This window comes from Rothia nasimurium (genome assembly GCF_004569295.1).
GTDB lineage: Bacteria > Actinomycetota > Actinomycetes > Actinomycetales > Micrococcaceae > Rothia > Rothia nasimurium_B.
Genome location: NZ_SPQC01000075.1, coordinates 1 through 4,620, shown reverse-complemented (window position 1 = coordinate 4,620; position 4,620 = coordinate 1). Strand labels below are relative to the sequence as shown.

The window sequence follows — 4,620 nt, the reverse complement described above, 5'->3', positions numbered from 1 at the left end:
GGGGGGGCTAGGGGCGCAGTGTTTTTGGGTAAAGAAAAAGCCACCTACGAGGTAGGCGGCTTCAAAAAATCCGGCATCAGCTGAATCAGCTCATCCGGGATAGGCGGAGCAGGCGGCGGCTGCTCCGTATCAATATGCGCCCGCAGCTGGTAGATATAGGCCGCGCTCATAGAGATATGCAGCCGGGCAGCGTCCTTAATGGCGTAGGCCTCGGTCTTCGCCTCATGCATCTCTTTATGGGCTGTGGCAGCTTCATCGCGCAGCTTACGGACCTCAGCGCGCAGCTCAGCTACTTCCTCTTGCAGATTATCGACCAAGGCCGAAGAAGCATCAGCCTTATTCTTGCCGCGCTGCACCCAAGCTGTCATCAGCGCGCCAGAGACACCGCCGATAGCGGTAACGGCGACGCCAACCAGGGCCCAAGCCTCAGGGGGTATAGGGGGAATACTCAGTTTATGCCTCCCTTTCCCACGGGGCCAGCTGACCCGGCCGTAGATTCATATCAGGGGACGGCCGCCCCCAATCCACAGGCGCCCACTGAACTGAAGCCCAGGGGAAGTCACTTACATCAAACCCATTATTTCCGTACTTATCTATGTAGCTTCTTTCGATAATCCCGCCACGCTTCCACGGGTCTTCACCGTAAAAATGCGCGAAAGTTCTCCCCTGCTCAGCATTAAAAGCATGAGTCCACAAATTCGTATCGGTAAAGACCAGCCCGTACTTTTTCGCCGCCTCAATCAGCACCCGAGTAAACTCCGGAAAAGGCTTACCCGTCTTGGGGTTATACATGGGGTCAAGCTCCGGGTCTACCCGCCCCCACTGCCCATGCGTAGGAGTAACCGTAGAACCACCCCAGACCTGCCCCTGGGCGTACTTCGAGCCTCCAGGTAGATAATTCTCTAGCTTCCCATCAGAGCCACGAGACGGCCAGGAAATATAAGGAGAGCCGCTATCATCATGCATCCTGAGGGCCGAAGCAGTCACGCACAAGGCGTGGTCAATCCGTTTCACCAGGGCCTCCTGAATGCCGATGAACCCGAAGGAGTTATGCATACCCGCAATATTCGATAGTCCGCGCCGTTGCTGAAGAGCGTAATTATCTTCGGCAAGATGAGTAAGACCAGGGCGCACGATTGAGTATCCGCCGGTGCCCTTCCACACCTCGGGCCTATCAGCTGAGACCGATACGGTCATAAAATACTCACGCATAATACCGGTAGACACATCGTAAATCGCCAGGCCACGGTCCCCGTTTTGGGCAGGCACCATCCAAGGCTCTGCTGGAATATCACCATTCAGATACTGGTCATACTCCGCCTTATCAGTCCCAATGGCCACCGCTTGCTCAAAACGGCGTGTACCATGTCCCGTAATAGAAGAGTCCACCAGATAAGCATGAATCGGCTGAGTCCCAAAAGAAGAAGTATTGAGGGAAGTGGAGCTACCAAAAGCGCCATTAGGCCTAAAGGGCGCAAGGGCCGCTACAGTTGCAGCCGTTTCCTCAGACCGCTCATCAAGGGGCATAGCCGATACATCCCTTTGGAGAATCGTGCCTTCCCCCAAGTATCTTTCACGGGCGAAGATGGAAGAGTAGACCACCCCGCCGTAGCTGGTGGCCTCGGTAACTTCCACCCACGCTTCACCTGAATTCGTGTAGGACTCTGCGTATTCCCAGGCCTGGCTGGCGCTACTGAATATCCTTGCCATACGTTAGAACCCCAGCTTTGTAATCTTCACATTATCCACCGCAAACGACGCTGCGCCATTAGTGGCGATTGTGGTATTTCTGAAATAAAGGTTCGGGGCAGTATTCACACCAATATCGACTTCTTCGGGGATGGAGATACTACGCACCCCGGTGGGGGTTTCTGCCCGTACTGTGCGACCGAAGCGCTCCAGCACATAGCGCCCTAACGGTAGCCCATCGGCAAGCCGGTGAGTGGTACTGTCGCCCGGTAGACGCACTTCTAGACGAGGCTGCGAATTAACGCTTAGCTGATATAGGGTGAAAGAAATCGCACCCGATGCAATCCCATTGAAAATAATTTGAGGGGTGGCACCGTGCGTCACGCTCTCAAATTTGGTGAGGTCAAATTCCAACCGCCAATTCTCCGGCATCTGAGGCACTACGGCACAATACCAGCCGTAGCTGTCAGCGCCGATTGTGGCGGATGGAAGTAGCTCCAGGGCGTTGCCCCTGACCTGCACCAGCCGGTTTCTCTTGGTTTTCTTCGCGTCATCGCCACGCACATCACCGATGGTCTGCCAGGTCTGTGTAATCCCGCCCAGGGCAGAATCTGATTCTGCCCCGGCCAGCTGCCCATCTGCCCTATCGAAGGAGTCTGAGAAAAAGACCTGGCTTTGCTCGGGGTCAGGGAAAGTATGCACCCACCGAGGAGTTGCCAGAAGCTCATACCCTTCTGCTGCTACCGCCTCAACGGTCACATCAACTGGCAAGGTAGCGCCAGTGACCTTGACCCACTGCCCTGGGGTAACCTCATCTCCACCAACCACACGGTAGCTCACCCCTACCAGGGGAGCTACTAAGACCGTACCGGCATAATCGTCATAGACAGGTGGCTCTGGGAAGACTGGGACACTCTTGGTGAGTGGGCGAGTCCATTTCACTGGCACTGTTTTACCGTCTGGTAGCCGCACGCTAATCTCTTCGGGCTCTTCCTCAGAGATGACCTCCCAGTACCCGGTGAGGGTAGCTAAAGCGGTCTTGGTCAGTAGATTATCTAGCGTAATAGGAATATCACTGACTTGCCCGTTGCTGAGTGTTACCCGCACAGTATTGGTGCCTACCGAGGTGATAGCTGCAATGCCCGTATCAGGGGCGTTTACCCATTCAGCATCATTGCGCCCCACGCGGGCTAGTATCTGGCCGTTGCTTCCGCCTGTAGGCAGAGGATCTAGACTATTGACTTGCTCAATGGTGGCATACCCGCTTAAATCAGGGGCCGGTGCCTGGGTCTGAATCATCTGAGACACCTCACCCTTATCAGGGTAGGGCTTTAGCTCATTACTGAGCAGGTCTTCAACTTCCTTGCGGGCCACAGCCCCCAGGTTACCGGTGGGCTTGACCCCGCGAAACTGATTCATTTCCATATCTGATGAGGCCTTTCTATACTACGAAGCTGTAATGATCATCGCCATCATTATTAACCGCTACCGGTTCACCCAGTCCGTTGGTCACGGTATACAGGCCCTCACCGGTATGGGTGATAATGAGGTTCTCACGGGCTGCCTGCCTCGCTTCCAAATCGGCGACCTTAGCATCAATGACTCTGTAAGCTGCTTCATTATCAGTAGCCACAGTTGCCGGGGAGTCATTGCCCTTATAAGGGATTCCTAGGTTAGGGGTAGTCCCCCCCCGTAGTCAGCCATGATTTATTGGCTCCTTTCAGGTAATGCTTCATACATCTGTCCATAAGTCTTAGACGCAGGGATAGTGGCGTAGGTGGTGTAGGCGGCGGCCATATCCGCATAGGTCTTACCGGCACGCATATCAGTAACCCGCTTAGCCCCCAGGTCATAAGAGCAAGAAGGGACATGCCCCTCCCACGTCTCCCGGTAGCCGGTGAGAATATACTCAACCTCCCACCGCGCCCCGGCCTCATCGGTAGAACGCAGAATATGCGAGTCCCCTATCTGCTTACGCGGGTCCCACAGCATTGAGAGCGAATCAAAGGTGATACGCTCAACCCCTAGCTCCACCGCCAGGGCCTTCGCAACCCTGGTAGCGTCCTGAGGCTGGAGCCACCAGGCAGCCTCCAGCTCAAAGTCAGGACCAGGCCCCCCGCTAGGGGCATGAATCACCTTATCGACCCAGGTAATGACCCAGTTCGCCCGGATAATTGGCATGGGCACCCCACGATTGCCAAAGCGCAAATTACCGACAGCAAGGGTGGGAGTGGCCAGGTAATACTTCTCAATCGCCCTGGTGCCGTTGGTGTCTACTGCGAAGCTCATTTTCAAAGCACGCTGCCCCAGAGCCTCCAGAGACGCTGAAAGAATCTCATGGTTCTGCGCCCCACCGGTCCACCGGTAACCCTCAGGATCCCCCTTATTCTCGAAGCTGATAGCCCACCAAGACCCAGTGGGGGTATTGAAGGTAGCCCAATCGTAGATACCATCACGGGCCTTGACCACCGGCCGGAAACCAGTATCAAGCCCCACCATATCCACCTCATCAGGCAGAGTGTAGAAAATTTCTTTGGTCTCGTTGGGGATTAGCTCGATGATATTTTCTGGCTGGTAGACCACACCGTGGGTCAGAGTCTCATGCCCTTGAAGGGATGGCTCTTGAGATTTGACCAGCACCCCGCCGCGCACCCCGTCGCGGGCTGTGGTCCATGCCCCGGCGAAAACTTTCTCGCCCAAGGTATCGGTAATCGAGGGCTTGCCGGTGGCCAGGCGGTCGCGGGCCGCTAGGTTTAGGCGGCCTTCCTCATCAACCCAGACGGTGCCCAGGGTGGCCGCGCACCATTCAGAGATTATCTTCTCGGCAGTGACGTTTTCGAAGCCGCGCACAGCGTGCAGGCGCTGGGTCTCTAGGGCGCTGAGCCGTATCACAGGGGTATGGGTGTTCATGGCCTCAACCCGGCGCGGCCC

Annotated in this window: 5 protein-coding genes; all 5 read right to left on the bottom strand. The window is 55.9% G+C overall.

Going from position 1 to position 4,620, the window contains the following annotated elements; translation table 11 throughout:
- Positions 1 to 44: 44 nt before the first annotated feature.
- The gene (locus tag E4U03_RS12240) at positions 45 to 368 is read right to left on the bottom strand and encodes a hypothetical protein (protein ID WP_135013999.1); all 324 of its coding nucleotides are present in this window, start codon (positions 366 to 368) and stop codon (positions 45 to 47) included.
- A gap of 85 nt (positions 369 to 453) precedes the next feature.
- Positions 454 to 1,635 (bottom strand): hypothetical protein, encoded by a 1,182-nt coding sequence (locus E4U03_RS12235; RefSeq protein WP_135013998.1) that lies wholly within the window; start codon positions 1,633 to 1,635, stop codon positions 454 to 456.
- Positions 1,636 to 1,713: 78 nt separating this feature from the next.
- On the bottom strand, positions 1,714 to 3,108 hold the full coding sequence (locus tag E4U03_RS12230) for a hypothetical protein (protein ID WP_135013997.1): 1,395 nt from the start codon (positions 3,106 to 3,108) through the stop codon (positions 1,714 to 1,716).
- Between the two features lie 22 nt (positions 3,109 to 3,130).
- Entirely contained in the window at positions 3,131 to 3,322 is a 192-nt protein-coding gene (locus E4U03_RS12225; RefSeq protein WP_135013996.1) for a hypothetical protein, read from the bottom strand.
- A 74-nt stretch (positions 3,323 to 3,396) separates the two neighbouring features.
- Positions 3,397 to 4,620 (bottom strand): hypothetical protein (locus E4U03_RS12220; RefSeq protein WP_209304176.1); only part of this gene is annotated, 1,224 nt, incomplete at its 5' end.

Bases quoted from the DNA above. Each gene is read 5' to 3' on its own strand.
- E4U03_RS12240 (WP_135013999.1), bottom strand. From the start codon at position 368: ATGACAGCTTGGGTGCAGCGCGGCAAGAATAAGGCTGATGCTTCTTCG.
- E4U03_RS12230 (WP_135013997.1), bottom strand. From the start codon at position 3,108: ATGAATCAGTTTCGCGGGGTCAAGCCCACCGGTAACCTGGGGGCTGTG.